The sequence below is a fragment of the Pseudomonas xanthosomatis genome, assembly GCF_019139835.1.
In the GTDB taxonomy this organism is placed as follows: Bacteria; Pseudomonadota; Gammaproteobacteria; order Pseudomonadales; family Pseudomonadaceae; genus Aquipseudomonas; species Aquipseudomonas fakonensis.
In genome coordinates this window covers 3,166,455-3,192,474 of record NZ_CP077075.1, presented here as the reverse complement: position 1 = coordinate 3,192,474, position 26,020 = coordinate 3,166,455, and the positions used below count along the sequence as shown (strand labels likewise).

The window sequence follows — 26,020 nt, the reverse complement described above, 5'->3', positions numbered from 1 at the left end:
ACGGGCCGTCCCTGGCCCGATCGGCGCTCGACCGGCATCCATGCCGGTCGCCCTCCTACGCAATCCCTACGCTCGGCCTCCTGAAGTCGCGATTTGTGTTGCCTGAACTTCCGCGCACTTAGAAGCAAGATCAACAGCCAGATCAACAGCCAGATCAACAGCCAGATCAACAGCCAGATCAACAGCCAGATCAACAGCGGGGATGTTGGTTTGATTGTTGTTGATGTGTTGTTTGTTCTGACGCCATCGCGGGGCAAGCCTGAGGTCCCACGCTGGCAACTAGCGGTTAGCTGCGCCAGCCCAGGCGCCGCCCCTAACTTCGCGACTTCAGGAGGCCGAACGCAGGGATTGCGTAGGGGGGCGACCGGCATGGATGTCGGTCGAGCGCCGATCGGGCCAGGGACGGCCCGTCGGCGCGTCCCCCCGGAGCAAGCCCGGAGTGAGGGAACCCCCGGAGCGCAGCGCAGGGGGCCGGATGAATGGAGCGAGGATTTTTTGCTTACTTTTTGATCCTTCAAAAAGTGAGACGCCGTAAGGGCGGAAAGGTGAATAAGCGTCAACACAGCAAATGAATGCGCATAAAACTACCAAAACCAACCAGATCACGCAGATCACCACCCTACCCCCCACCAACCTCAATAGTCACTATCAAGCCAGCCAATTTCTCAACACCAGCCCCGCACCATAACCTTTCCCCATCGACTCCCCCGCTGATGGAAAGCCCCCAATGAACACCACCGCCCGCCTGCTGCTAGCCGCCCTCGCCGTCACTGTGTTCAGCGGCTGCGCCAACCACCCCGAGCTGCGCCCCTACACCGCCGAAGAAACCCGCCAACTGCAACTCGAAGCGCTGCAGCGCCAGGGCCTGAGCCAGGAAGACTACGAACGCCGCCGGCTGACCGTACTGCGCTCGGGCCAGGAGCAGGTGATCACCGACACCGCCACAACCGCCAGCCAGACGCCTTACCTGTAACCACCGGCCTTTATCAGCACATCGAGCAAACCGCACGACAGCGCGCTGTACAGTTTCAAACCAGGCTGCATGGTCCACCTGCGGGTTGGTTGTTCAGTGCGGGTCGGCGCCGGGCAGCACATCCTCATCCACCGCCGCGCCCTGGTGGTGCTGCTCCAGCAGCCAGTGCGCCTCCTGCTGCTGGTAGCGCTGCACCCAGGCTGCCGCCTGCGCCTCGCTGCGGCCCAGGGCGATGAAGGCCCGGCGGGCCATTTCCAGGCTGCAATGGAAGGTCTCGCGCACCGGGTTCACCCCCTGGTCGAGCAGGCGCAGCACATCACGGTGGTTGCGCGCGGCGGCGATCACCTCCAGCCGCGGGTACTGCTGCACCAGCACCTCGACGGTCTTCTGGTTGCTGTGGGCATCGTCGGCTGCGACGATCACCAGGGCCGCCTCCCCCACTTTGGCGGCGCGCAAGATCTCCGAGCGCGACGGGTCGCCATAGAACACCCTCGGCCCGTCGCCACGCTGGCGTGGCTTGCGCGCCAAGGCCTCGGCCGAGGCGTCCAGGGCCACCACGCGCACCCCTTCGGCGTGCAGCATGCGGCCGATAGCCCGGCCCAGCCGGCCAAAGCCGGCGATCACCACCTGGGGGGCCTCCTGCGGTTCCGGCAGCGGCTGCTCGCCACCCGCCGCAGGCGCCGGGCGCAGTTGCCGGGCCAGCACCTGGTGTTGCAGGCCCAGCTTGAACACCACCAAGGCAAACTCGCCGCCAGAGGCCAGCACCACCGCCAGGCACAGTGCCTGCGGGCGGCCAAGGCCGCCGAACGCGCGGCCTATGCCCCACAGCAGCGGCAGCTTGACCGCCACCAACAGCACGGTCAGGCCCAGCACCTGCAACGGCATGCCGGCCAGCAGGCGCAGGTCGGCGGTCATGCCCACACCGACGAAAAACAGCCCCAGCAGCAGCCCCTTGAGCGGCTCGATCTGCGACTCAAGCTCATGGCGGAACTCCGACTCAGCCATCAGCACCCCGGCCAGAAACGCCCCCAGCGCCATCGACACGCCCACCTGTTCCATCAGCCAGGCGGTGCCCAGTACCAGCAACAACGCGGTGGCGGTCGACAGCTCGTGCAGGCCGCTGCCCACCGTCCAGCGGAACACCGGGCGCAGCAGGTAGCGCCCGGCGATCACCACCACCGCAATACCCAGCAGCACCGCCAGCAGCGGCCAGGCGCCTTCGTCGGCGGTACTGACGCTGCCACCGAGCAGCGGCACCACGGCGATCAGCGGGATGGCGGCGATGTCCTGAAACAGCAAAATGGCCACCGCCAGGCGGCCATGGGCCTTGCCCAGCTCCTTGCGCTCGGCCAGCACCTGCAAGCCAAAGGCCGTGGACGACAGCGCCAGGCCCAGGCCCAGCACCGCCGCCGCCGCCGGGAGCTGCCCGAACAGCAGCCAGGCCAGCAGCCCGAGTACCGCGGCGGTCAACCCGACCTGCAGCGAGCCCACCCCGAACAAGGCCTGGCGCAGGGTCCACAGGCGCCGCGGCGACAGCTCCAGGCCAATGACGAACAGCAGCATCACCACGCCCATTTCCGATAGCCGCGCGACGTTGTGCGGGTTGTCGATCAGCCCCAGCACCGAGGGCCGATAAGGATGCCGGCCAGCAGGTAACCTGGCACTGCCCCCAGCTTCAGGCGCTGGGCCAGCGGTACCAGAATCACTACTGCCAGCAGGAATACCACCGTGGCCTGCAACAGGCTGCCGTCATGTGGCATGTGTGCCCTCCGTTGGTCTTGTACGCGCTTTCTGCAGGTACCGGCTTGCTGGCGATGAGGCCCGCACAGGCCACAAAAGGTGTGCCAGCCTCACCGGCCCTGTCGCCGGCAAGGCGGCTCCTACAGGGGGTGGTGCAATTCGCCGGGTATGTTGTCGGTGTCGTTCCAGTCGCAATTGCCCCGCAGCGAGGCGACGATCGCAACCCCGGTGCCGAAGGCCAGCCCGGCCACCAGCGCCGAGCCTGGGTACCAGGTGGGGGGTGGCGGGTAATAGGTTGGCGGCGAGGCCGGATAAGGCCAGGTGCCGTAGCTGGCGTTGGGGTTGTAGCTGGGTACGTAGACGGTTTGCGGGTCGGCAGGCTGGATGATGATGGTCTGGTTGCCCTGGCTGCTTTGGTTGTCGCCGGCGGGCGCGGCCGGGCCGGGGTCGGGTGTTTCGGCAAGGGCCGGGGCGCCTTGCAAGAACAGCGTCACTGCCAGCACAGCGGTGAATCGCGGGCGCATACACATCTCCCAGGTGGGTTGTCACGCTCGAAATGAGGGGCGGGAGCCAGGGAGGTGAACGCTGGTACGGCGAGCGACTGTCTTTCAGCCTCAGTGCTGAAGGTCAAGGGTAGCAGAGGGTTTGGGTTGCAACCCAAACCGGGAGTGTCAGTTTTTTTGTGTGCGGGCCGGTAGCGGCCTGCCGTCAAGCAGGCCCTGATTTTCACCAGGTTGGCCTGATGAATCGATCCCCGTACAAAATCGCGAATTGATTCATCGCACTTTTCCAATCATGCGCCGCTGAGCCCCAGTTCGCCGTGATGTTTCTCAGACCCAGCCAGATCAGCTTGGTGGCTGCTTCATCGTTCGGGAAATGACCCCGGGTCTTGATGATCTTGCGCAGCTGGGCATTGATGCTTTCGATGGCATTGGTGGTGTAAATCACTTTCCGGATGGCCGGCGGGAAGACAAAGAAGGGGATCACTCGATCCCAAGCGCGTCTCCAGGCCGCAACGACCGTTGGATATTGCTTGCCCCAAGGCCCACTTTCAAACTCATCGAGCGCCTGCTCAGCCGCTTCGGCATTGATGGCCTGGTAGATCGGCTTGAGCGCCTTGGCCAGTGCCCGCCGCTTGTCCCAGGCTGCAAAGTCCAGGCTGTTGCGGATCAGGTGGACGATGCACGTCTGTAGCGTCGTCTCTGGAAACACTGCGCTGAGGGCCTCTGGCATGCCTTTAAGACCATCGGTCACGGCAATAAGGACATCGTCGACACCTCGCGTCTTGAGGTCGTTGAACACCTTCATCCAGAACTTCGCACCCTCGGTGTTCTCAATCCAGATGCCCAAGATATCGCGCGTCCCGTCCGGCAGAACGCCCAGCGCCAGGTAAATGGCCTTGTTGCGCACCAGGCCTTCCTCACGGATCTTCACCCGCAATGCATCAAAGAAAATGACCGGGTACATAGGCTCAAGCGGCCGCTGCTGCCACGCGCCGATTTCTTCCATGACCTCGGCGGTCACAGAGCTGATGAAATCGGGTGAAACATCCGTCCCGTACTGCTCGGACAAAAAGGCGCGGATCTCTCTGACCGTCATCCCACGTGCATACATGGCGATGATCTTGTCATCGAAACCGGTGTAACGCCGCTCATGCTTGGGAATCAGAATGGGCGCAAAACTGCCGTCTCGGTCACGGGGGATATCCAGCCGCAATGGGCCGTCCCCGGTTAAAACAGTCTTGCCACTCTTGCCGTTACGTTGATTGGTTTCATCCTCTGGGCGCTGCGCGCCCGGCGGATAACCCAGGTGATGGCCCAGCTCGGCACTCAGGGCGCGTTCGATCAGGGCCTTCTTGAACGCCGCAGAGGCATCCTCGATAGCTTCGGCAGTCATCAGGCCCTCACCGAACTGCTCTAGCAGCTCTTTGGGGATTTGGGGCAGGTCACGCAGGGGTTTCTTTTTGGTTGGCATACATGCACCTCTTACTCATGTTATGCCCGAACACAAAATTTCTGACACCCTCCAAACCTGCAAAAAACCAACCCAGTTAGCAAAACCAGGCCCCCGCCCCCAACCCCGCTCTAACCACCGGTATACTCCCCGGCCGTTGTCCGCCACCTGCAGGAAGCACCATGACCACCCAACAACTCGCCCCCGCTCCCGACACCACCCTCACCGCCACCCCCGCCCCGCTGAGCGACGCCCTGGCCAAACTGCAACAGGCCGAAACCCGCCTGGCCCAGCGCATCCGCACCATCAGTGCGGCTTTTTTGATGGTGACTTCGGCGTTCTGTCTTTACTGGCTGGTCAGCTGGGTCTGGGCCGGCCACTACATCGGCGGGCCGATCCTGGCGGTGATCATGTTCTGCTTCCTGGGTTACCTGTACCGGCCGGTGTCGCTGCTGTGGCGCCCGCAGCAGTGGGCCGTGGACAAGGCCTGGCGCCAGGCCGACGAAGTGCGGCGCGAAGCCGGCAAGGCGTTCATGGCCAGCCAGGCGCTCGGCGCCTACCGCTGGGTCACCCGTGGCGGGCGCATGCTGGGAGTGTTCACCGACAGCCGCACGCTGTACCTGCTGGCCGACCAAAGCGGCGAACAGCATGCACTGATGGACGCCGCCCGGGTGGTCAAGCAGGTGTATGTCGACGAACAGGCCAGCACCACCACGACCAGCAACACCACCACCAAGCACGGCCGGCGCAACATCTATGCGTTCACCAACAGCTGGGGCATGCTCGGCAGCGGCAAGTCCCGCTCCACCACCACGACCAGCAGCACCACCGTGCGCAGCTTCACGCTGCACCTGCAGTTGCAATGCGAAGGGCATCACCCGTTCTGGGTGCAGCTGCCATTCGCTGACGACTGGCAGGAAGCGCAAAACTGGAAGCTGCTGATCGAGCAGGCCGTGGCGCGCTGAGCGAGCCCCGCCATATCGTCTCGCACGGCCGGTACAGGCAGCACATAACAGCCATTCCCACAAAATACCCTCCGTCAACCTGGGCCCTCCCCCATGGACGAACTGCGCAAGATCGACCTGAACCTGCTGCTGGCCCTCAACGCCCTGCTGGTGGAAAAACACGTCACCCGCGCCGCCGTGCGCCTGCACCGCAGCCAGCCGGCGGTCAGCCATGCCCTGGCGCAACTGCGCGTGCACTTCGATGACCCGCTGCTGGTGCGCCAGCAAGGCCGCATGGCCCTCACCAGCCGCGCCCAGGCCCTGGCCGGGCCGCTGCAGGACGCCCTGGCCAGCCTCAACGGCCTGCTCGCAACGCCAGTATTCGACCCGGCCCAGGCCAAGCGGCGCTTTCGCCTGTCGCTGTCGGACTACGCCTCGCGGATCATCCTGCCAGCGCTGGTGCAGCACCTGCGCAACACCGCGCCCGGCATTGACCTGGCCATCAGTCAGGCCAGCCGCGAAGTGATGATGGGGCAACTGCAGGACGGCGAGCTGGACCTGGCACTGGGTGTGTTCAACGAAGTGCCCGCCGACATCAACTCGCAGGCGCTGTTCAGCGAGGACTTCGTCAGCGTCGCCGAGCGCAGTACCCTGCCGGCCAACGGCGCGCTGTCGCTTGAGCAGTGGCTGGCCCGGCCGCATGTGCTGATGGCCATGCGCCCCGATGCCTTCGACGAGATCGAGCGCGCCCTGGCAGCGCATGGCTACAGCCGGCATATCGCCCTGGCCCTGCCACACTGGAGCGCCGCCCTGGAGGTGCTGCCCGGCACCGACCTGGTGCTCACCGTGGCCAGCCGCGCAGCCACATCGGTGGCGCGCTTCGACACACTCGCGTCCTTTACCCCGCCCTTCCCGCTGCCGCCGATCGCCTACCGGCAGGTCTGGCACTCACGCAAGGACAACGACCCGGCTCACCGCTGGCTGCGCGAAACGCTGTACGCCTGCAGCCAACCCCGCTGAACGCCGTTCACTTGCCGCCCGGCAAAGCCCATGCGCTGGCGGCCGATGCACCAGCGCCCTGCACCAGCAGCACACCGCCGATGATCAGCAGCACACCCAGCACCCTGGCCAGGTTAACCGGCTTCTGCGCCAGCCCCATCAAACCGAAATGGTCCACCACCACCGAGGTGATGATCTGCCCGGCCACCACCAGCAACAGGAACCCCGCCGCCCCCAGCTTGGGCGTCAAGGCTGCAGCGGCTGCCACATAGAGCGCACCCAAAACGCCACCCACCCACAGCCACCAGGGCCCCTGCAGGGCCTTGCCCAGGTTCGGCGCCGACACCCGCAATACCAGCAAGGCCGCCACCACCACTGCCGTGCTCACCAGCAGCGAAGTCAGCGCGCCCCACAACGGGTGCCCCAGCGCACGGCCGACCGCGGCATTGCTGGCCGCCTGAAACGGCAGGACAACGCCGGCCAGCAGGGCCAGGCCGGCGGGGATGATGGCGAGCAGTGCGGCTTTGCTGAACATGGAGCACCTCTGAACAGGGGGAATGGGCAAAGCTTGCGCAATATGGATTGCTGATGGAAATCGAAGCCCTGCACACTCTTCATTCGCCCTGTGCATACCTCTGTAGCCGGCTTGCCGGTTGCTATGAAACAGATCACAACTCGTTGATTTAACACGATCTCTGTGGGAAGCGGCCTTGTGTCGCGATGGGCTGCGTAGCAGCCCCGGCAATTTTGTATGAGGCCAAGGCATTGGGGGCGCTTCGCGCCCCATCGCGACACAAGGCCGCTTCCCACAGGGGCCGCGGTGCATCTGCGAGAGCAATTCCCTGCGCGACAGCGCAGCCCGAAAGGGCTGGGTGATCCCCTACAGGGATTGCCCCCACATGCGGTGGTGAAACCGGCCCCGCCCTGTGTATGCTGGCAGCGCCCAAACGCCCCGGACTTCGCCCTCTATGCCCGTCGACCTCCAAGCCCTGTATCCCAGGCTGATCCACCTGATGCTGGACACCGTGTTCGTGGTCGACCGGGACAACACCATCGTCTTCGTCAGCAACGCCTGCGAAGCCCTGCTCGGCTACCCGGCAAGCGAACTTATCGGCACCCCGATCACCCGCTACATGCACCCCGACGACCTGGACGCCACCAAGGCCTCGATCATCCGGGTGATGAACGGCCAGGCGCACTTCGACTTTCGCAACCGCTACATCCGCAAGGATGGCGGCGTGGTGCACATTCTCTGGGCGGCGTTCTGGTCCGACGAGGTGGGCGCGCGCATCGGCGTGGCGCGCAACGTCACCGCGCTGACCCAGGCTGAAGAAGAGCTGCGCTTTCTGGCCCACCACGACCCGCTCACCCGCCTGTGCAACCGCTCGCTGTTCAACCAGCGCCTGACCGCCGCACTGCAGGAGGCGCAGTACCATAAAAAGCCTTTGGCGCTGCTGTTTCTGGACGTCAACGGGTTCAAGGCAATCAACGACCTTTACGGACATGCCCTGGGCGACCGCGTGCTGTGCGCCATCGCCCGGCGCCTGGAGCAATGCGTGGCGGCCACGGGCACGGTGGCGCGCATGGGCGGCGACGAATTCACCGTATTGCTGACAGACAGCGCAACACCTGCAGCGGTCAGCGAGAAAATGGGCCAGATACTGGCCGCCATGGCCGAACCGCTGGGGGATGAGTTCGGCGGCCTGGCCATGCCGTCATGCAGCATCGGCGTGGCCCTGTACCCGGTGGACGGGCAGGATGCCGACAGCCTGCTCAGCCATGCCGATGGGGACATGTACGAGAAGAAGCGGCGCCGGTACGCGGCGGGGTGAAATGAAAGGGGTTCAGGGAGGGTGGCACCAGCACCAACTCCGACGTGCTCAATGCCGAAGAGCTGTTGTTCGTCGCGCGCCACGATCTGTCCGAGGCCAAGCTCAAGTACCTTCTGTCGCGCCTGCGCCTGGCCTCGTCGGTGGGCAGTTTGGGGGATGACGATATCAACCAGGTCAATGCGTATCTGGGGCCGGAGTTGCAGGGAACTACGGCCGCAAGCGCGCCGGCACCTGTGGGAGCGGCTTTAGCCACGAAGCAGGCACCGCGCTAGATGGCACCGGCTTCGCCGGTGTTCGCGGCTAAAGCCGCTCCCACAGAATCTTCGTTAAATCAAAGAGTTGTGATTTGTTCCATAGGAACTGGTTTGCCGGCGGTGGGGCCGTCACTCAAAACTCATACCTCAGATTGGCCATCAAGTTACGCGGCGCACCGTAGTGCCCCCAGCTCCCGGAAAACCCGCTGTAGTACTTCTGGTCGAACAGGTTGTTCAGGTTCAGCGTGGTCGACAGGTGTTCGTTGAAGCGGTAGCGCGCCATCAGGTTGGCCACTGTGTAGTCATGCTGGGTAACGCGCGCGCCGTAGCGGCTGAAGTACACCGAACTGCTGGAGTTCCAGTTGACCCCGCCGCCCAGCGTCACGTGCTGCCAGTCGCCCGGCAACTGGTAGGTGCTCCACAGGCGCAAGGTGTCCATTGGCAGCTGGGTGGTCAGGCGCTTGCCGTCGGCGTCTTCGGTGCGTGAATGGCTGTAGCCGCCCTGCAGGTTCCAGCCCGGCGCCAGCTCGCCGGCCAGTTCCATGTCGATGCCCTTGGTCTTGGCACCGCTGACTGCCCGATAGGCAGTTTCATCCGTGGTGCCGATCACCGTGCCGTCTTCTTCGGCGACGTTGTCGCGCTTGATCAGGTACAACGCCACGCTGGCGTTCAGGCGGCCATCGTAGAACTCGCCCTTCCAGCCGGTTTCGTAGTTGGTCCCCACCACAGGTTCAAGCACCTTGCCGCTGCTGTCGCGCGACGACTGCGGCTTGAAGATGTCGGTGTAGCTGACATAAAGCGACTGCTCAGGCGTCAGGTCGTAGATCAGCCCGGCATAGGGCGTGACCACGCCGCGCTCGGTCAAGCTGGAGTTCGACGGGGTGCCGCTGGGCAGGCTCTGCAGGTGCGAGTGGTAGCGGTAGTTGCTGACCCGCGCGCCGAGGATCAGGTGCAGGCTGTCGGCCAGGTTGAAACGCCCGGCCGCGAAGTAGCCGCTCTGGCGGGTGTCCACGTCGTAGTCCAGTACCGGGGTGAAGCTGTCGGTGTCCGGCTTGGGCAGTTCATTGCCCCAATTGTTGAAGTCCACCACCGCATCATCGGTGCCTTCGGCATGGTGGCGGTTGATGTAGTCGAAGTAGTTGGCACCGAAGATCAGCTCGTGGGTTTGCCCGAACAGCTCGACCGGCCCCTGCACGGTGGCGTCGATGGCCCGTTGGCGCTGGGTGGCGGTGGCGTCGCTCTGGTCGATCTTGGCGGTGCCGTCCGGGCTCAGGTTGGAGTTGTTCGACGAGCTGTAGTAAGCGCCCGACAGCGCGTAGCGGTCGACGTCCATGTAGGTGGTGCCGACTTTCAACTGCCAGTCACCGGCCAGTTGCTGCTCCAGGCCCAGGTTGTAGTTGGTGGTTTCGAAGCGGTCGCTGTTCCAGCGTGCACCAGAGCTGGTGGAGCGGGAGAAGTGGGTGGGCGTGCCGTTGTTGTAGATCAGCGGCACGCCCTGGGCGCCGGTGGGCCGGTAGCGTTGGTGGTCGATGCTGGCGCGCAGCAGGGTGGTGTCGGTGAGGTCGAATTCCAGGGCGCCGTAGGCGATATCCTTGTCCTGCTGGTACCAGTCCATGAAGGTGTGGTTGGTCTGTTTGGCCGCCACCACGCGCCCGCGCACACCGCCGTCGGCGCTCAGCGGGCCGGACACGTCGGCCTCCAGGCGCTGGTAGTTCCACGAGCCCAGCCCACCCTGCACATAGGCGTGAAAGTCACTGGTCGGGCGCTTGCGCACCACGTTGACCACCCCGCTGGGGTCGCCGGCGCCGGTCATCAGCCCGGTGGCGCCGCGTACCACCTCCACGCGGTCGTAGATGGCCATGTCCAGCAGGGTGCTGGGCATGTTGCGGGTCTGGTTTTCCTGGTAGGTGGTAACGCCGTCGAACTGGTAGGCGTTCAGGCCGCTGCCGCGCGAGTAGATGTTGAAACGCTCGCCGCCGTCCTGGGACATGGTGATGCCCGGGGTCTGCTTGAGCACATCGGCCATTGTGCTGAGCTGCTGGTCGTCCATGAACTGGCGGGTGATCACGCTGATCGACTGCGGCGTTTCGCGCAGCGACAGGTTCATCTTGGTGGCGGTGCTGGTGGAGCCTGTGGTGTATGAACCGGTGCCCTCGGTGGTGGCGCCCAGGCCTGCGGCGTTGATGCTGGTGGCGCCCAGCTCCAGTGCGCCGCTGCTTGTGGCCTGCGGGATCAGCCGGTAGCGGCCGGCGGCCACCTGCACAGGCTGCAACCCGCTGCCGGCCAGCAACATGGCCAGGCCCTGCTGCACCTCATGCTCGCCGCGCAGCCCCGGGCTGTGCACGCCACGGGACAACTGCGCATCCACCGCCACCATCAACCCGGCCTGCTGGCCGAACTGCGCAAGGGCGGAATCGAGGCTGGCGGGGGCGATATCGAAGCGGCGCACCTCGGCCTGGGCCGGCAGGTGCAAGGCGGCCATGGCCAGGCCGACGGTGAGCGAGGTGGCAAGGGGGGTAAGGCGACACAGCATCGAGACGATCCTTGGCAAGACAGGGGTGGGTGGCACGCGGTGAAATCAGCGCGTTTGCCTGTCTTGATGCGCGAGAATGGAAAACCTGCCGAAAGCTGATGAAAATTTTCAGGGCCTCATCGCCGGCAAGCCGGCTCCTACAGAGGACCGCGATCTCCTGTAGGAGCCGGCTGCCGGCGATGAGGCCCGATCAGGCCGGCACCACGCTGGCCCAATACCCCAACACCCGCTGCACCCGCACCGGCAGCACCTCGGCCAGCAAATCCAGGCTGGCCTCGGGCTGGTCCAGCGAAAAGGTGCCGCTGACCTGCAAGCCAGCCACCTGCGGGTCGCAGCGCAGCACGCCCTTGCGGTAGCGGTCCAGCTCGGCCAGCAGCGCACCCAGGGGCATGCGCTCGGCCACCAGCTGGCCCTGGGCCCAGGCCGCCGCCCCCAGCGGCAACGGCGCCGCGCTGCCCACGCCGGTGGCGATGAACAATTGCTGCCAGCCCGCCTCAAGCCCTGTGCGGCCGCCCTGCCCGTACTCCACCAAGGCCTTGCCGTCGAGCACCTGCACCAAGGTGGCAGCGGCCTGCTGGCGCACCACCAGCCGTGCGCCGGCCCCCGGCAGCACGCGCGCCTGCCCGGCACGCAGGCTGACTGCTGCCCCCTGCCCCACCTCCAGCAACACCCGGCCGCGGTTGAGGGTCAGCAGCTGGCGGCCCGCCACCTGGTCATTGTCCAGCGCACTGCCGGTGTCCAGTTGCCAGCTGATGCCCGCCAGGCGCCAACTGCGGCGCTCGCCGGTGGCGGTGGCGTAGTCGCTGAACAGGGTGGGTAGCACGCTGCGCTGGGTGACGCCGTAGCCGCAGGCCAGCAGCACACCGGCGCCCGTCAGGCCGCCAAGCACGCTACGCCGGGAAACCTGGGTACGCGCCTGCAGCAGGCGCCGGGTACTGCACGCAGGCAACACGGCGATGCTGTCGCGCAGGCCTTGCCCCAGGCCGGCCAGGCGTTGCCAGGCCAGTTCATGGGCCGGGTCCGCCGCACGCCATTGCCAGCAGGCGTGCTGTTCAGCCTCGCTGCTGCTACCCGACTGCAGGCGCACCATCCACAGCATCGCCTGCTCCAGCACCTCGGGCGCCAGGCGCTGGGTGCCTGCCATGTGCGGCGTCATGCGCCGTAGACCTCGGCGTAGCAATGCCGGTAGGCCTTGAGCATGGCCTTTTGCACCACATTGACGGTAAGCCCCAGTTGCTCGCCGATCTGCGCGTAGGTCAGGCCGTCGAGCTGCGACAGCAAAAACACTTCGCGCACCCGGCTGCCCAGGCCGTCCAGCACCTGGCCGACAGCGTCCAGGGCTTCGAGCACCAACAGGCGGGTTTCTTCCGAAGGTTGCTGCGCAGGCTCCAGCCGCGCCAGGCTTTCGAGGTAGGCACGCTCCAGTGCCTGGCGGCGAAAGTGCTGCAGGCACAGGCGCCCGGCGATGGTCGCAAGGTAGGCCCGCGGCTCACGCAAGGGCGCCGGCAGCTCGCTGCGCAGCAAGCGCACGAAGGTGTCCTGGGCCAGGTCCAGGGCCTGCTCGCGGTTGCCCAGCCGGCTGCGCAGCAGGGTTACCACCCAGCTGTGGTGCTGGGTGTACAACTCACCGACGGCGTCGCGGTTGGCGGGGGGCATGGGGCGGGCCTCCAGGGGCAGGTGACAGAAAGTCGCGCATGATAATACTTATCATTAATGCGCTTCCATACCCGCCGGCCCGCCGCCTTCATACGCTGCGGGTCAAGCCGCCATCGACCTTGATGTTCTGCCCGGTGATGTAAGCCGCGCCGTCACTGGCCAAAAAGGCGATGGTGGCGGCAATTTCTTCGCTGGTGCCATAGCGCTTGAGCGGCACCATGTCGCGGCGCAGCTCGGTGGCCGGCAGGCTGTCGATCCAGCCGGGCAGCACGTTGTTGATGCGCACGTTGTCGCCGGCATAGGTGTCGGCGAAGACCTTGCTGAACGCCGCCAGGCCCGAGCGGAACACTGCCGAGGTGGGGAACAGATCGCTGGGCTCGAAGGCCCAGGCGGTGGAGATGTTGATGATCACCCCGCCCTGCTGCTTTTGCATGATCGGCGTAACCAACCGCAGCGGGCGGATCACGTTGAGCAGGTACACCTCCATGCCCTTGTGCCAGTCCTCGTCGGTGATGTCGAGGATCGGCGCACGTGGGCCGTGGCCGGCGCTGTTGACCAGCACATCGACCCGCCCCCACTTGGCCATCACCGCATCGACCAGGCGCTTCAGGTCGTCCACCGACTGGTTGCTGCCGGTGACGCCGATGCCGCCCAGTTCGGCGGCCAGCGCCTCGCCCTTGCCCGAGGACGAAAGGATGCCGACCTTGTAGCCGTCCGCAGCCAGGCGCCGGGCCGCCGCCGCGCCCATGCCGCTGCCGCCGGCGGTGATGATTGCCACTTTTTGTACTGACATGCTGCCTCCTGATGAACTGCGTTGGAATGCATTCACCCTAGCAGCCGCTGGTGAGCCGAGGGAGGCAGTTGGGGCTTGCAAAGCCAGTAGCTCAGCTATCGGCTACTTGCCGTTTCAACCAGCTTTTGACGACCTGCAGCGCTTCGCCTTGCCGGGGGTTGCGCGGCCACACCAGGTAAAACGCCTTGTCCAGCCGTAGTTGCAATTCGAACACCTGCACCAGCCGCCCCGCCGCCAGGTCGGCGGCGACAAAGGCTTGGCTGGCCAGGGTGATGCCCTGCCCCGCCAGCGCCGCCTCGATGGCCAGCGCGGTCTGGTTGAAGCGCAGGTTGCGCGCCGTGGGCGGCGGGTGGCCGGGGAACAGCGCAGCGCTGAAGGCGGGCCAGTAATCGTGGGCATCGTGCAGCGCAACGAACCCCTGCAACGCCTCGAAGCTGCCCGGCTGGCCCTTGCCGGCCAGCAACCCCGGGCTGGCCACCGCCACCACCCGCTGCTCCATCAACAGTTCCACATTCAACCCGGGCCCGAACGGCGGCTGGCCGTAGCGCACGGCCAAGTCCACGGCGTCGGTGTGAAAGTGCGAAAGGCGGTCGCTGGCCAGCAGGCGCAGGTCGATGCCCGGGTTGGCCTCGGCAAAGTCGCCAAGCCTTGGGATCAGCCACTTGGAGGCGAAGGTGGGAGTTACGCTCACGGTGAAGTGCGCAGGCGCCGGGCGCAGCAGGCGGGTGGCCTCGTCGATCATCGCCAGGGCCGCGCGCACGCTGGTGGCGTAGGCCCGCCCGGCATCGGTCAGGCCCAGGCCACGGGGCAGACGCTCGAACAGGCGAATGCCCAGGCTCGCCTCCAGGCCGCGAATCTGCTGGGCCACGGCGGCCTGAGTGACGCCCAGTTCCTCGGCGGCGAGGCGAAAGTTCAGGTGGCGGGCGACCACTTCGAACATGCGCAGGGCGTTGAGTGAGGGTAGCGCGGGGAAGGCGGCGGGCATGGGAGTGGAAAATCTATTGGCTTTGGGTATTACGAGGCTAACGCTCGGGCGCGGATTGGGGAAGCGGTTGTAGTGCCTGGGCGGGCCCTGTCGCCGGCAAGCCGGTTCTTACAGGGCTACGCGATGTCCAGCCTGACACTCTCCCCTGTAGGAGCCGGCTTGAACGGCGATGAGGCCGAGCCTGCTAAAGGGCGCGCCAAAAAAACCCGCAACCCATTGAAACCGTTGACATTACTGACAAAAACTTTACAGAACTTTTCGCCCGTTGCAGGTCTATGTGATCAAGCGCGGCCCACTTCGGTCGCGACAACCGGAAGGTGCCCGATGATGAAACGTTCTGTCTCTCGCCTGCTTGTGCTTGGCCTGCTCGCCCTCGGGGCAACGGGCTCGGCGATGGCCTCCCAGATGAAAGCTTCCAGCCCGGCGCCAGCCCATCAAGCCCCGGCTTTTGCAACCACCAAGGCCGAGAACCCCTGGCCGAGCCTGGCCAGCAGCGAAGCGCTGCAACAGGCGCCAATGCTGGCCCATGACGAAGACCGCTACTGGCGCGATGGCCGCTGGCATTCGCGGCGCGATGATTGGCGCCGCGAGCAGTGGCGCAAGGAGCAATGGCGCAAGGAACAGCACCGCCGCGACATCGAACGGCGCCGGGCGGCAGCTTACCAGCATGACCATCGTTATCAGGATGACCACGGCCACTATCGCCGCTGACCTGCAAGGGCCTCATCGCCGGCAAGCTGGCTCCTACAGGGTTGTGTAGGAGCCGGCTTGCCGGCGATTGTCTCTATGCCGCGGCGCTGGCCTTGGCCAAATCCAGGGAACGGGTTTCCGGGGCCATCAGCCAGGTCACCAGCAGCCCCACCATCGAGATGCCGAACGCCGCGATCATGGTGTTGGCAATGCCGATCGACGACAGCGACATTGGCACCAGGTAAGTCCCGACTGCCGCGCCGATGCGCGAAAGCGAGGTGGCCAGGCCCACGGCCGAGCCACGCACTTCGGTGGGGAACAGCTCGTTGGGGTACACGTACTGCAGCACCTGGGCGCCGCCGATGAACAGCGCGTAGCTGCCGAACAGGGCCAGGGTCAGCAGGCCGGCGCCTTCCGGGAACAGGCCCAGCAGCAACAGCGCCAGGCCCGACCACAAGAAGCTGTGCATCAGCATGCGCCGGCGGCCCAGCGGGTTGATCAGCTTCACCCCGAGCATGCAGCCGAACACGAAGATGATAGTGATGGCCACTGCGCCCCAGGCGGCCAGGTCGCCGGTCAGGCCCATGGCGCTGAGGATTTTCGGGGCGAAGGCGTAGATGGCGAACTGCGGGATGATCGAGCAGGTCCAGAACAGGCTGACGAAGAAGATGCGCTTGCCATAGTGCGAGTGGAACAACGCGCCCACCGACACCCGGCGCTCGGACACCGGCTCCGGCAGGTCGGCGATGGAGAATTTGCTGCCATACACGCGCTTGATCACCTGGTCAGCCTCGGCAATGCGGCCCTTGCTCAGCAGCCAGCGGGCCGACTCCGGGGTGCCGACGCGCATGATCAGGAACAGCACCGCCGGCACCACGGCGCTGGCCAGCGCCCAACGCCAGGCCTCGGGGCCCATGGCGCGCAGGATGAATTCACCGGCTACATAAGCCACCGCCGCACCGACGAACCACATCATCACCAGGCTGGCGAGAATCGAGCCGCGCGGCTTGCGTGGCAGAAACTCCGCCAGCAGCGAGGTGGCCAGCGGGTGGTCGGCACCGATGGCCACACCCAGGGCGAAGCGCAGGGCAATCAAGGCTGCGGCAGAGCTGACCCAGAACTGCCCGAGGGAGAATACCGCCAGGGCCACCAGCACCAGCACGTAAAGGGTCTTGCGCCCGAGCTTGTCGGTGAACAGCCCGCCAACGAAACCGCCGAAGAACATGCCGATCAAGGACGCCGCCGCCACCATGCCTTCTTCGAACACGCTCAGTTGCAGGGCCTGGCTCAACTGCACCAGCACCACGCCGATGATGCTGAGGATGTAGCCATCCAGAAACGGCGCACCGGAGGAGTAGACGGCCAGTTTTTTGTGGAAGGCGTTCAGGGGCGCGTCTTCCAGTGAAATCTTGTTGTCGATGGTCATTGTTATTGTCTCTTCGCTGCTCGAGGCAGATGACACCGGGCACGCACTACTTCTGCCGGCTCGGGTCATCACTATTGTTTTTAGAATGGGTCGTTACTTGGGCGTGGTCTGATTAAGTTCACCCTCGTGTGGCGCACGGCTGTCCCTGCCGCCGTTGTTGAGCATCTTCGCAAGTGGTTTTTTGCAGGACGTGTCGCCTGTTTTTCAGCCTAAGCTCGCATGAGGTCAGGAAATAGAACGATTACCTCAAAGAATGCGAGAAATCGGCCAGGCCCCGGTTTGCCTGGGTTTGCCCGCAAGCAGCGGCGCTGCGCCAACGTCATATGAGCTGTCCGGGGCGTTATAGGGGCGCAGGCCCAAGGGGTGAGAAAGTGCAAACAAGCGGGCGATTCGACGCCCCCTGCACTACCCACAATCGATAAGAAACCGGAGACTTCCATGGCCTTCAAAAGAACCATCCACGCGGTCGATACGCACGCTGGCGAACCGATGCGGGTAATTACCGGGGGCGTGCCGCATATTCCCGGTAATACCGTGCACGAGAAAATGGTCTGGCTGCGGGAAAACGACGACCAACTGCGCAAACTGATGCTGCGCGAGCCACGTGGCTACCCGCCGCTGTGCTGCAACATCATCGTGCCGCCGAGCCACCCGGACGCCGACGCCGGCTACATCATCATGGAGCAGGTGGAGTACCCGGTGATGTCCGGTGGCAACACCATCTCGGTGGTCACCGTGCTGCTGGAAATGGGCATGCTGCCGATGAAGGAGCCGGTCACCGAGCTGATTCTCGAAGCCCCGGCCGGGCTGATCGGCATCAAGGCCGAGTGCCGCAACGGCAAGGTCAAGAGCGTCACCTTCAAGAACGTGCCGGCCTTCGCTGCGCACCTGGATGCGAAGATCCAGGTGCCGCACCTTGGCGAGGTGACCGTGGATGTGGGCTGGGGCGGCATGTTCTACGTGATCGCCGATGTACGCCAGTTCCCGCACATTCAACTGACCCCCGAGCACGGCGCCGAGATCGCCCGCATCAGCGCGATGATCCGCCAGGCGGCCATCGAGCAACTGCCGGTGGCGCACCCGGACTACCCGGGCATCGGCATTACCATTTCGCAGCTTTCCGGCCCCACCGACAGCCCCGAAGCCGACTGGAAGAACGCCGTGACCGTGGCCTCCGGCGAGCTGGACTGGGACAACCCGTCCACCTGGACCGGCGCCCTCGACCGCTGCCCGTGCGGCACCGGCACCTGCGCCAAGATGGCCATCCTGCACGCCAAGGGTGAACTGCCGCTGGACCAGGACTTCCGTCACCAGGGTGTGCTGGGCAACGTGTTCACCGGGCGCCTGGTGGAAGAGACCCGCATCGGCGACTACACCGCCGTGGTGCCGACCATTACCGGCACCAGCTGGATCTATGGCCTGAACACCTATGTGCTGGACCATGACGACCCGTTCACCGAAGGTTTTGTGGTGAGTGATATCTGGGCCTGACAGGCCTGGCCCCATCGCCAGCAAGCTGGCTCCTACACGGTTGCGCGGTATCCAGGCTGACGCGATCGCCTGTAGGAGATCACCCAGCCCTTTGGGCTGCGCTGTCGCGCAGAGAACTGGGCACGAGCCCGCTGCAGCCCCTGTGGGAGCGGGCTTGTCGGGGTGCCGAACCACCGCGAAGCAGGCGACGCGGTGTCTGGCACCGGCTTCGCCGGTGTTCGCGGGCAAGCCCGCTCCCACAGGACCCTGCTAAATCAATGAGTGGTATCTTGTTCTATGAGAGCCGGCTTGAACTGGCGATTAGGCCCTCACAGGTTGTAAGCCCGCTCGTTGTGCTCGGCCAAATCCAACCCCTGCTCCTCATCCTCGCGCGAAGCGCGCAAGCCGATCGCCAGCTTGATCGCACCAAGAATCGCCCAGCTCACCACGAAGCAGTACACAAAGGTGAACGCCACCCCCTTCAACTGCACCAGCGCCTGCCCCAACGGCGTCACGCCCTCCACGTAACCCCCCAGCGTCGGCGCGGCGAACACTCCGGTCAGCAGCGCCCCGACGATACCGCCCACGCCATGCAGGCCGAACACATCCAGGCTGTCGTCATAACCCAGCGCCTGCTTGAGTTTGGTCACGGCAAAGAAGCAGATCGCCCCGGTCAGCAAACCGATCACCACTGCCCCCAGCGGCCCGACGAAGGCGCACGCCGGGGTGATGCCCACCAGCCCGGCCAATGCGCCTGACGCCGCGCCCAGCGCTGTGGGCCGGCCATGCATCAGGGTTTCAGTGAGCAACCAGCCGACGATGCCGGCGCAGGCGGCGACCATAGTTGCCAGCATCACCACCCCGGCGCCCTGGTTGGCGGCAAGCCCCGAGCCGACGTTGAAGCCGAACCAGCCCACCCACAACAGCCCTGCACCCACCAGGGTGAAGCCGAGGTTGTGCGGCGGCATGGCCACCTGCGGGTAGCCCTTGCGCTTGCCCAGCATCAGCGCTGCGGCCAGGGCCGCCACGCCGGAATTGATATGCACGGCGGTGCCGCCGGCAAAGTCGAGCACACCCCAGTTGACCATCAACGCCCCCGGCCCGCCCCACACCATGTGGGCGATGGGCGCGTACACCAGCACGAACCAGCCGCCCATGAACAGCAGCGAGGCGCTGAACTTCATGCGTTCGGCAAAGCCGCCGGCAATCAGCGCCGGGGTGATGATGGCGAAGGTCAGCTGGAACACCGCGAACACCCCTTCGGGGATGGTGCCCACCAGGCTGTCGTGGCCGATGTTCAGCATCAGCGCCTTGTCCAGGCCGCCGATGAAACTGTTGAAGGTCAGTTGCCCCTCGACCATGCCTTCGGTACTGACCACCAGGCTGTAGCCGAACAGCACCCAGAGGATGCCGATGACCCCGGCCACGGCAAACAGCTGGGTAAATACCGAAAGGAAGTTCTTGGCCCGTACCATGCCACCGTAGAACAGCGCCAGGCCCGGGATGCACATCATCAGCACGAACATCGCCGCGCAGATCATCCAGGCGGTATTGCCGGTGTCGAGGGTGGGGTCGGCGGCGTGGGCCAACGGTGTCAGCGCGAACAGCACAACAGCAAGGGCAAGCTTCATGCGGGGCACTCCTGTGTGATCGGAATAAGAAGCCCCGTTCACCGGTAGGAGCCGGCTTGCCGGCGATGGGGCCGGGCCTGCCATTCACAGCCCTGAAGCTGTGGTGCGGCCGATGGCCCTATCGCCGGCAAGCCGGCTCCTACAGGGTCGGGGTTGGCCTGCCATTGCGACAGGCCCTGCTGGCCTGTCAGTACTGGGTTTGCCCCGGCACCCACGCGGTGCCCGCCAGCGGCACTCGTGCCATGGCTGCGGCTTCTACGGTCAAGGCCACCAGGTCTTCGGGGTCGAGGTTGTGCAGGTGCGACTTGCCGCAGGCGCGGGCCATGGTCTGCGCCTCCAGCACCAACACCCGCAGGTAGTTGGCCAGGCGCCGTCCGGCCTCTTCCGGGTTCAGGCGCTTGGCCAGTTCCGGGTCCTGGGTGGTGATGCCGGCCGGATCGCGGCCGTTCTGCCAGTCGTCGTAGAAGCCTGCGGCCGAACCGATCTCCTTGAGCTGCGCATCCAGCCGCGGGTGGTTGTCGCCCAGGGCGATCAGCGCGGCGGTGCCGATGGCCACCGCGTCGGCGCCCAGGGCCATGGCCTTGGCCACGTCGGCGCCGTTGCGGATGCCGCCCGAGACGATCAGTTGCACCTTGCGGTGCATGCCCATCTCCTGCAGCGCCTGCACCGCCTGGGGGATGGCCGGCAAAATCGGGATGCCGACGTGCTCGATGAACACTTCCTGCGTGGCGGCGGTACCGCCCTGCATGCCGTCGAGCACGATCACATCGGCGCCGGCTTTGACCGCCAGCTTGACGTCGTAGTACGGGCGGCTGGCGCCGATCTTCACGTAGATGGGTTTTTCCCAGTCAGTGATCTCGCGCAGCTCGGCGATCTTGATTGCCAGGTCGTCCGGGCCGGTCCAGTCCGGGTGGCGGCAGGCACTGCGCTGGTCGACGCCGATCGGCAGCGTGCGCATGCCGGCCACTCGCTCGGTGACTTTCATGCCCAGCAGCATGCCGCCACCGCCCGGCTTGGCGCCCTGGCCCAGAACGATCTCGATGGCATCGGCCTTGCGCAGGTCGTCGGGGTTCATGCCGTAGCGCGACGGCAGGTACTGGTACACCAGGTGCTGCGACTGGCCGCGCTCTTCCGGGGTCATGCCGCCGTCACCGGTGGTGGTGCTGGTGCCGGCGATGGTGGCGCCACGGCCCAGGGCCTCCTTGGCGTTGGCCGACAGCGCGCCGAAGCTCATGCCGGCGATGGTCACCGGGATCTTCAGGTGGATCGGCTTTTTCGCAAAGCGATTGCCCAGCACCACGTCGGTGCCGCACTTTTCGCGGTAGCCTTCCAGCGGGTAGCGCGACACGCTGGCACCCAGCAGCAGCAGATCGTCGAAATGCGGCACGCGGCGCTTGGTGCCGCCGCCGCGGATATCGTAAATGCCGGTTTCGGCGGCGCGCTGGATCTCTTGGATGGTCAGGCGATCGAAGGTGGCCGACTCACGCAGTACCGGGGGGAATTTCTCACTCATGGGGTTGCTCCTGGATCAGTACGCGCTGGCGTTGTCGACTTTGAAGTTGTACAGCTGGCGAGCCGAGCCGTAGCGTTTGAAATCGGCCGCCTTGTGCGCAAGGCCGGCCTGGTCCAGCAGTGCCTGCAGCTCTTGCAGGTGCTCGGCGCGCATCTCTTTCTCGATGCAGTCCGAGCCCAGCGACTGCACCGAGCCTTTGACGTAGATGCGCACCTCGTACAGCGAATCGCCCAGCGCATCGCCGGCATCGCCGCACACCACCAAACGCCCGGCCTGGCCCATGAAACAGCTCATGTGGCCGATACTGCCGCCGACCACGATGTCGACGCCCTTCATCGAGATGCCGCAACGGGCGCCGGCATCGCCTTCGATCACCAGCAGCCCGCCATGGGCAGTGGCGCCGGCAGCCTGGGAGGCGCTGCCCTTGATGCGTACCGAGCCGGACATCATGTTCTCGGCCACGCCCACGCCGACGTTGCCGTGCACGGTGATGCTGGCCTGCTGGTTCATGCCGGCGCAGTAGTAGCCGGCGTGGCCGTCGATATCCACCGACACCGGGGCGTTGATGCCCACCGCCAGGTTGTGCTTGCCGTCGGGGTGGCTCACCCGCCACTCGCTGCCTTGCACATCACCGTGCAGGGACTGGTTGAGGACACGCACCGAGGTGCTGGAAAGGTCGATCGTCTTCATAAGATTCTCCAGGGGTTCGGTGGCAGGTCAGGCGCTTTCGCGCTCCCAGACGTACAGGGTGGCCGGGGCCGGCTCCCAGACCTTAGCGTTTTCGATGCCCGGCAGGCTGGCCAGGGCCTGGTACTCCGAGGCCATGGCCACGTAGTCGTCGGTTTCGGCCAGCACCGCCGGCTTGCAGGCGATCGGGTCGCGGATCACGGCAAAGCCGTTGCGGGTACCGATGGCAAAGGTGAAGAAGCCGTCCAGGTCTTGCAGAGCGCCGTCCAGGGCCTGGGCCAGGGTGTCGCCCTGTTGCAGGCGCCAGGCCAGGTAGCCGGCGGCCACCTCGGTGTCGTTGTCGGTTTCGAAACTGATGCCTTCGCGCTTGAGCTCCTGGCGCAGGCGGAAGTGGTTGGACAGCGAGCCGTTGTGCACCAGGCACAGGTCGGCGCCGGTGGAAAACGGGTGGCTGCCTTCCATGGTCACCGCGCTTTCGGTGGCCATGCGGGTATGGCCGATGATGTGGCTGCCCTGCATGCCGGCCAGGCCGAAGCGGCTGGAAATCTCGGCCGGCAGGCCCATGCCCTTGAGAATCTCGATGCTCTGCCCGGCGCTCATGATGCGCACCTCGGCGGCAAGCTCGGCCAGCGCCTGGCGGGCGGCGGCTTCAGTGGTGTGCACCTTGAGCACGGCGGCGCTGGCGTTCTGGAACCAGTCCAGCGAGCAGCCCAGACGGCCTTCGAGCTGGCCCATCAGCTCGGCCCAGGGGTAGTCGGTGCGGGTGGCCTGCAGGGTCAGCTTGACCCAGCCATCGGCCACCTCGTCGCCGTAGATGGCAAAGCCGGCGCTGTCGGGGCCACGGTCGGTCATGGCTTGGAGCATGGGTTCGAACAGCTTGCCGAGCTGGGGTTCCAGCCCGGGCTTTTTCAGGTACAGACCTACGATTCCACACATGGTGATGCTCCTTCTAGGCAGTGGGTAGCCGCTGCATTCGCCGCTACCCAGGGATGGGGCTGGCGATCAGAAGAATTCGGTGTAGCGCTGGATTTCCCAGTCGGAGACATGGCGGCAGTACTCCACCCACTCCATGCGCTTGAGCTTGAGAAACTCATCGACGATCTCGGCGCCGAGCACCTCGCGAAACAGCGGGTCGGCCTCCAGCGCATCGGCGGCTTCCTTGAGCGACTGCGGCAGGGTCTTGATGCCGCGGGCGGCGATTTCTTCCAGGCTCAGGTTGTAGAGGTTCTCGTTGCACATCTGGCCGGGGTCGAGCTGGCGGTCGATGCCGTCCAGGCCGGCGGCGATGATTGCGGCGGTGACCAGGTAGGGGTTGCAGCCGGCGTCCGGCAGGCGGAACTCCAGGCGGCCATAGGGGATGCGCACCATCGCCGAGCGGTTGTTGGCGCCGTAGGCGACGAAGGCCGGGGCCCAGGTGGCGCCAGACAGCGAGCGGCCAACCACCAGGCGCTTGTACGAGTTGACCGTGGGCGCGGCGAAGGCGCACAGCGCCGGGCCGTGGGCCAACAGGCCGGCGGCGAAGTGGTAGGCGAGTTTGGACAGGCCCATGCCGCTGCTGTCGGACGGGTCGTGGAACAGGTTCTTGTTGGTCGAACTTGCCAGCGACAGGTGGAAGTGCATGCCGTTGCCGGCGCGCTTGGGGTCGGGCTTGGGCATGAACGAGCAGATCATGCCTAAGTCGTTGGCGATTTCGCCGGCGGCCATGCGGAAGAACGTGAAGCGGTCGGCCGACTCCATGGCGTCGCTGTAGGTGTAGTTGATCTCGAACTGGCCGTTGGCGTCTTCGTGGTCGATCTGGTAGATGTCGAAGCCCACCGGTTGCAAGGCTTCGGTGAGGCGTTCGAGGAACAGCCGCGAGCGCGACAGGCCCTTGTAGTCGTAGCAGGGCTTGTCGAGGTTGTCGGAGGCGTCCACCAGTTGCAGCTTGCCGGCCTCGTCGCGGCGGAACAGGCTGAATTCGGGTTCAAGGCCGGTGTTCAAGGTCCAACCCTTGTCGGCCAGGCGCTGCACCTGCTGCTGCAGCACATGGCGGCTGTCGTAGGGCCAGGGCTTGCCATCGACGTGGCCGACGCACACCACCCGGCCGTAGCCCGGCTGCCAGGGCACCGGGATCAAGGTGCTGAGGTCGCCGCGGGCCATGAAGTCCGGGCCGTGGGGCTCCATGCCCATGCCGCAGATGGCAAACCCGGCAAAGCCGGCGCCCTCCTCGGCCACCATCTTCAGGCCCGAGACCGGCACCGACTTGGTTTTCGCCGAACCGTGGATGTCGACGAACTGCGCCAGCACGTACTTGATGCCGAACTGGTCGAGGATGCGCTGGGTTTCTGCTGGCAACATGGGTTGATCACTCCTGGGTAAGGGCACAGCAAGGTTGGCCTGGTTAAATTTCCAAGAAGGAAACTTACTTTCACCACAGGAATGCAACACGCTTGCCAACTTCACCCATCGCCGGGCAAGCCCGCTTCCACGCTGCCCACGAAACCCCGTGGGAGCGGGCTTGCCCCGCGATAGCGCCTGGTGCCTTAGCGAAGAATTTCCCGTTGAAATATGGGAAACTCCCTTTCACCCGAGGAAACTCACGCACTTTCCCAGTGCGAAAACAATATTCTTGAACTGAAACCGTGCAGGACACCGAATGTCGACCGAGACCGAACCGCGGCTACGCCTGGAGCAGTATCTGGGCATGCAGATCAAGCGCCAGCGCCAGGCGCAATCCTTGAAGCTGGCCGACGTGGCCCGCATCGCCGGCATCAGCCAGGGCATGCTCAGCAAGATCGAGAACGCCCAGGTGTCCACCAGCCTCGATACCCTGAGCCGCCTGTGCGACGTACTGGGCATGCCCATGGCCAAGCTGTTCAGCCAGTACGACCAGCCCGACGGCAATGCCCTGCTGGTAAAGGCCGGTGAAGGGCTGGAGGTGGTGCGCCGCGGCACCGAGAAGGGCCATACCTATCACCTGTTGAACCACGCCCGGGGGCCGAAGAAAAACTTCGAGGCGTACATGGTGAGCATGGATGACGCCAGCGAGGAGTTCCCCACCTTCGCCCACCCCGGCACGGAGTTTTTGCATTTGCTCGAAGGCGAGCTGGTGTACCGCCATGGCAACCAGCTGTACCAGATGCAGGCCGGCGACAGCCTGACCTTCGACGGCGAAACGCCCCACGGGCCGGAGAAGCTGGTGCAGGTGCCGATTCGGTTGTTGTCGATCATGAATTACGGCAGTGAGTGATACGCGGGCCCGACAGACGCCCCCTCTGCAGGCGCTGGCTTGCCAGCGACAGGGCCCGGCCTGCAAACCACAATGCCGGATCTTGCGCTGTGGCTGATGGCCTCATAGCCGGCAAGCCGGCTCTCATAGAACTGCACATAACTCATTGATTTAGCAGGGACCTGTGGGAGCGGGCTTGTCGGGGTGCCGAACCACCGCGAAGCAGGCGACGCGGTGTCTGGCACCCCGGCAAGCCCGCTCCCACAGGGGCCGCGGCGGGCTCGTGCCCGGTTCTCTGCGCGACAGCGCAGCCCGAAGGGCTGGGTGATCTCCTACAAAGGGCGCGCAGCACCCTCAGCGCAACAACGCCTGGATCTGCTCGTGCAGGGTGTCGAGGTCAAACGGCTTGGCCAGGATCGGCGCGCGGCGGGCGATGGGGCTGCCGGACTCGAGGATCTCGGCCGGGTAACCGCTGATGAAGATCACCTTCAAATCCGGGCGCAGCTTCACCGCAGGCTCGGCGATCTCCACCCCGGAAATACCGCCCGGCAGGCGAAAATCGGTGACCATCAGGTCCAGGTGCGGCTTGCTGGCCAAAATGGCGAACGCCTGTTCGCCGTCCTCGGCCACCAGCACGTGGTAGCCCTCACCGGCCAGGTAATCGCGCAGAATCATGCGAATGGCCGGTTCGTCCTCGACCACCAACACCACATCTTGTGCATCTTCACTCATG

The 26,020-nt window shown here is 65.3% G+C and carries 21 protein-coding genes and 3 pseudogenes; 8 read left to right on the top strand and 16 right to left on the bottom strand.

Features of this window, described 5'->3' with window-relative positions; genetic code table 11:
* Positions 1-727: 727 nt before the first annotated feature.
* A complete protein-coding gene (locus KSS93_RS14290; RefSeq protein WP_217884662.1) occupies positions 728-973 on the top strand; it encodes a hypothetical protein in 246 nt (81 codons plus the stop codon).
* A 147-nt stretch (positions 974-1,120) separates the two neighbouring features.
* On the opposite strand, the pseudogene KSS93_RS14285 reads toward KSS93_RS14290, so the two are convergent.
* From KSS93_RS14285 to KSS93_RS14275, 3 genes and pseudogenes are all read right to left on the bottom strand, one after another.
* Positions 1,121-2,733, bottom strand: a pseudogene (locus KSS93_RS14285) (monovalent cation:proton antiporter-2 (CPA2) family protein); the annotation flags it as partial.
* Positions 2,734-2,886: 153 nt separating this feature from the next.
* Positions 2,887-3,159, bottom strand: a pseudogene (locus KSS93_RS14280) (DUF3300 domain-containing protein); the annotation flags it as partial.
* 280 nt (positions 3,160-3,439) lie between these two features.
* Complete coding sequence (locus KSS93_RS14275) at positions 3,440-4,687, bottom strand: IS256 family transposase (RefSeq protein WP_217884661.1); 1,248 nt, start codon at positions 4,685-4,687, stop codon at positions 3,440-3,442.
* Positions 4,688-4,848: 161 nt separating this feature from the next.
* On the opposite strand from KSS93_RS14275, the gene KSS93_RS14270 reads away from it, so the two are divergent.
* Together KSS93_RS14270 and KSS93_RS14265 are read left to right on the top strand one after the other, a co-directional pair.
* Positions 4,849-5,631 (top strand): hypothetical protein, encoded by a 783-nt coding sequence (locus KSS93_RS14270; RefSeq protein WP_217884660.1) that lies wholly within the window; start codon positions 4,849-4,851, stop codon positions 5,629-5,631.
* Positions 5,632-5,724: 93 nt separating this feature from the next.
* Entirely contained in the window at positions 5,725-6,630 is a 906-nt protein-coding gene (locus tag KSS93_RS14265) for a LysR family transcriptional regulator (RefSeq protein ID WP_217884659.1), read from the top strand.
* 7 nt (positions 6,631-6,637) lie between these two features.
* Here KSS93_RS14265 and KSS93_RS14260 read toward each other — a convergent pair whose 3' ends face one another.
* The gene (locus KSS93_RS14260; RefSeq protein WP_217884658.1) at positions 6,638-7,144 is read right to left on the bottom strand and encodes a DMT family transporter; all 507 of its coding nucleotides are present in this window, start codon (positions 7,142-7,144) and stop codon (positions 6,638-6,640) included.
* Between the two features lie 433 nt (positions 7,145-7,577).
* Between KSS93_RS14260 and KSS93_RS14255 the strand changes: the two genes are divergently transcribed.
* Positions 7,578-8,441: a sensor domain-containing diguanylate cyclase gene (locus tag KSS93_RS14255; RefSeq protein ID WP_217884657.1), complete on the top strand. Its 864-nt coding sequence runs from the start codon at positions 7,578-7,580 to the stop codon at positions 8,439-8,441.
* A gap of 5 nt (positions 8,442-8,446) precedes the next feature.
* Positions 8,447-8,641, top strand: a pseudogene (locus KSS93_RS14250) (TolC family outer membrane protein); the annotation flags it as partial.
* 187 nt (positions 8,642-8,828) lie between these two features.
* Here the strand turns inward: KSS93_RS14250 and KSS93_RS14245 are convergent.
* From KSS93_RS14245 to KSS93_RS14225, 5 genes are all read right to left on the bottom strand, one after another.
* Positions 8,829-11,228, bottom strand: coding sequence for a TonB-dependent siderophore receptor (locus tag KSS93_RS14245; protein ID WP_217884656.1), 2,400 nt, complete (start codon positions 11,226-11,228; stop codon positions 8,829-8,831).
* A gap of 190 nt (positions 11,229-11,418) precedes the next feature.
* Complete coding sequence (locus KSS93_RS14240) at positions 11,419-12,384, bottom strand: DUF4880 domain-containing protein (RefSeq protein WP_217884655.1); 966 nt, start codon at positions 12,382-12,384, stop codon at positions 11,419-11,421.
* Entirely contained in the window at positions 12,381-12,884 is a 504-nt protein-coding gene (locus KSS93_RS14235) for a sigma-70 family RNA polymerase sigma factor (RefSeq protein ID WP_217884654.1), read from the bottom strand. The genes KSS93_RS14240 and KSS93_RS14235 overlap by 4 nt, the downstream gene beginning before the upstream one ends.
* A gap of 88 nt (positions 12,885-12,972) precedes the next feature.
* Positions 12,973-13,677, bottom strand: coding sequence for an SDR family oxidoreductase (locus KSS93_RS14230; RefSeq protein WP_217884653.1), 705 nt, complete (start codon positions 13,675-13,677; stop codon positions 12,973-12,975).
* Positions 13,678-13,768: 91 nt separating this feature from the next.
* Complete coding sequence (locus tag KSS93_RS14225; protein WP_217884652.1) at positions 13,769-14,662, bottom strand: LysR substrate-binding domain-containing protein; 894 nt, start codon at positions 14,660-14,662, stop codon at positions 13,769-13,771.
* A gap of 327 nt (positions 14,663-14,989) precedes the next feature.
* On the opposite strand from KSS93_RS14225, the gene KSS93_RS14220 reads away from it, so the two are divergent.
* A complete protein-coding gene (locus tag KSS93_RS14220; protein ID WP_217884651.1) occupies positions 14,990-15,373 on the top strand; it encodes a hypothetical protein in 384 nt (127 codons plus the stop codon).
* Positions 15,374-15,446: 73 nt separating this feature from the next.
* Here KSS93_RS14220 and KSS93_RS14215 read toward each other — a convergent pair whose 3' ends face one another.
* A complete protein-coding gene (locus tag KSS93_RS14215) occupies positions 15,447-16,778 on the bottom strand; it encodes an MFS transporter (protein ID WP_217884650.1) in 1,332 nt (443 codons plus the stop codon).
* A gap of 438 nt (positions 16,779-17,216) precedes the next feature.
* Here KSS93_RS14215 and KSS93_RS14210 point away from each other — a divergent pair, with 438 nt between their 5' ends.
* Positions 17,217-18,269 carry a proline racemase family protein gene (locus tag KSS93_RS14210; protein WP_217884649.1) on the top strand — a complete coding sequence of 351 codons (1,053 nt, stop codon included), beginning with the start codon at positions 17,217-17,219 and terminating at the stop codon, positions 18,267-18,269.
* A 308-nt stretch (positions 18,270-18,577) separates the two neighbouring features.
* Here KSS93_RS14210 and KSS93_RS14205 read toward each other — a convergent pair whose 3' ends face one another.
* The 5 genes from KSS93_RS14205 to glnT all read right to left on the bottom strand — a co-directional run bounded on the left by KSS93_RS14205 (position 18,578) and on the right by glnT (position 24,416).
* Entirely contained in the window at positions 18,578-19,879 is a 1,302-nt protein-coding gene (locus KSS93_RS14205) for an ammonium transporter (RefSeq protein ID WP_217884648.1), read from the bottom strand.
* A gap of 187 nt (positions 19,880-20,066) precedes the next feature.
* The gene (locus KSS93_RS14200) at positions 20,067-21,392 is read right to left on the bottom strand and encodes an FMN-binding glutamate synthase family protein (RefSeq protein WP_217839236.1); all 1,326 of its coding nucleotides are present in this window, start codon (positions 21,390-21,392) and stop codon (positions 20,067-20,069) included.
* A 15-nt stretch (positions 21,393-21,407) separates the two neighbouring features.
* Entirely contained in the window at positions 21,408-22,082 is a 675-nt protein-coding gene (locus KSS93_RS14195) for a GltB/FmdC/FwdC-like GXGXG domain-containing protein (RefSeq protein ID WP_217884647.1), read from the bottom strand.
* Between the two features lie 27 nt (positions 22,083-22,109).
* Positions 22,110-23,015 (bottom strand): class II glutamine amidotransferase, encoded by a 906-nt coding sequence (locus tag KSS93_RS14190; protein ID WP_217884646.1) that lies wholly within the window; start codon positions 23,013-23,015, stop codon positions 22,110-22,112.
* 66 nt (positions 23,016-23,081) lie between these two features.
* Positions 23,082-24,416, bottom strand: a complete 1,335-nt coding sequence (gene glnT / locus KSS93_RS14185; RefSeq protein ID WP_217884645.1) for a type III glutamate--ammonia ligase — start codon at positions 24,414-24,416, stop codon at positions 23,082-23,084.
* 298 nt (positions 24,417-24,714) lie between these two features.
* On the opposite strand from glnT, the gene KSS93_RS14180 reads away from it, so the two are divergent.
* Positions 24,715-25,308: a helix-turn-helix domain-containing protein gene (locus KSS93_RS14180; RefSeq protein ID WP_217884644.1), complete on the top strand. Its 594-nt coding sequence runs from the start codon at positions 24,715-24,717 to the stop codon at positions 25,306-25,308.
* 333 nt (positions 25,309-25,641) lie between these two features.
* Here the strand turns inward: KSS93_RS14180 and KSS93_RS14175 are convergent, their stop codons facing one another.
* Positions 25,642-26,019: a response regulator gene (locus KSS93_RS14175; RefSeq protein WP_217884643.1), complete on the bottom strand. Its 378-nt coding sequence runs from the start codon at positions 26,017-26,019 to the stop codon at positions 25,642-25,644.
* Position 26,020: the final 1 nt, after the last annotated feature.